The following is a 1632-nucleotide window of genomic DNA, read 5'->3' as shown; positions in this document are numbered from 1 at the left end:
CTTGAGCAGCTTCTTGAGATGGATCAGCGGCAGCAGCTTGTTGCGCAGCCGCAGCACGGCCGTGTCCTTGATCCGCTCGATGCGGTGCTCGGAGTTGGCGCGGGCCCGCACCAGCTCGACCACGGACAATTGGGGGATCGCAAACCGGTCGCCGCCGGCTTCCACGATCAAGGCCGAGACGATCGCCAGGGTCAGCGGGATCTTGATGGTGACGGAGGCGCCCTCGCCGGCCACGCTCTTGATGTCGATGGTGCCGCCGATCTGGTCGATATTGGTGCGCACCACGTCCATGCCGACGCCGCGGCCGGACACCGAGGTCACTTGCGCGGCGGTCGAGAAGCCCGGCGCGAAGATGAACTTGTGGATCTGGGCCTCGGTCATCTTCTCCAGCTCGGCCTCGGTGACGAGACCGTTCTGGAGCGCCTTGGCCTTGATCCGCTCGGTGTTGAGCCCGCGGCCATTGTCGGCGATGCAGATGATGATGTGGCCGCCTTCGTGATAGGCGGACAGGCGAATGGTGCCCTGCTCCGGCTTGCCGGCGGCGAGGCGCTCGGCGGTGGTCTCGAGGCCATGATCGGCGGAGTTGCGCACCATGTGCGTCAACGGATCCTTGATCAGGTCGAGCACCTGGCGGTCGAGCTCGGTGTCGGCGCCGTGCATCTCCAGCTCGATCTGCTTGCCGAGTTCGCCGGAGAGGTCGCGGACGATGCGCGGCAGCTTCTGCCAGGCATTGCCGATCGGCTGCATCCGCGTCTTCATGACGCCTTCCTGCAGCTCGGCGGTGACGTTGGAGAGCCGCTGCAACGGCACCTTGAACTCGGTGTCCTCGTTGCGCCTGGAGATCTCGAGCAGCTGGTTGCGGGTCAGCACCAGCTCGGAGACCATGGTCATGAGGTGTTCGAGGGTGTCGACGTTGACCCGGATCGACTGGTTGGCGATCTTGTCGCCTTCCTGGACAACATCCTCAGCGGCGGCCTTGCGGGCCGGCTTCTTCGCGGCCTCGGCCGGCTCGGCTGCGGGCGCTGCGGGCGCTGCGGCGACGGGCTTTGCGACCGGCGCCGGTGCTGCGACTTCGATCTCGGTCTCGCGGAAGGCGCGCTCGAGCTCGTCGAGCGAGACCTCGCCCGGACGCAGCGGACGCTCCAGCGTCTGCACCACCAGCGTGCCCTCGCTCATCGCTGCCTGCACGGATGGCGACTCAACGACAGGCACATCTTCTTCAGCGGCAGCTTCACCAGCCGCCATTGCCGCCATGCCGCGCTCGACCATCGCTTCGAGCTGATCGATCAGGTCGCGGTCGTTGCCCTCGGGCTCGGCTTCGGTCGCCTCGAGCCCGCCGAGGATCTCCTTGATGCGGTCGATCGAGGACAGGATCAGCGTCACGGCTTCCGCCTTCACCGGCATGCCGTCGCGGAATTTGCCCATCAGGGTCTCGCCGGCATGCGCCAGCGCTTCCAGCCGCGGCAGCCCGAGGAAGCCGCAGGTCCCCTTGATCGTGTGCACAAGGCGGAAAATGTTGTCCAGGATCTTCGCGTTGTTCGGATCCTGCTCGAACTGCACCAGCTGGTTGTCGACCGTATCCAGGCTCTCGCTGCTCTCCGTCAGGAACTCGCGCAACAGATCGTCCATGAA

At 65.9% G+C, this 1632-nt stretch carries 1 protein-coding gene; it reads right to left on the bottom strand.

Going from position 1 to position 1632, the window contains the following annotated elements; translation table 11 throughout:
• A partial coding sequence (locus CO675_RS39560) for a chemotaxis protein CheA (protein ID WP_143279226.1) occupies nt 1-1629 on the bottom strand: 1629 nt, incomplete at its 3' end.
• Between the last annotated feature and the right edge of the window lie 3 nt (nt 1630-1632).

Origin of the sequence: Bradyrhizobium sp. C9 (assembly GCF_002532045.1) — a bacterium.
GTDB lineage: Bacteria > Pseudomonadota > Alphaproteobacteria > Rhizobiales > Xanthobacteraceae > Bradyrhizobium.
Note: the sequence above shows the minus strand (reverse complement) of the source record. Positions and strands in the feature narration are given on the sequence as shown.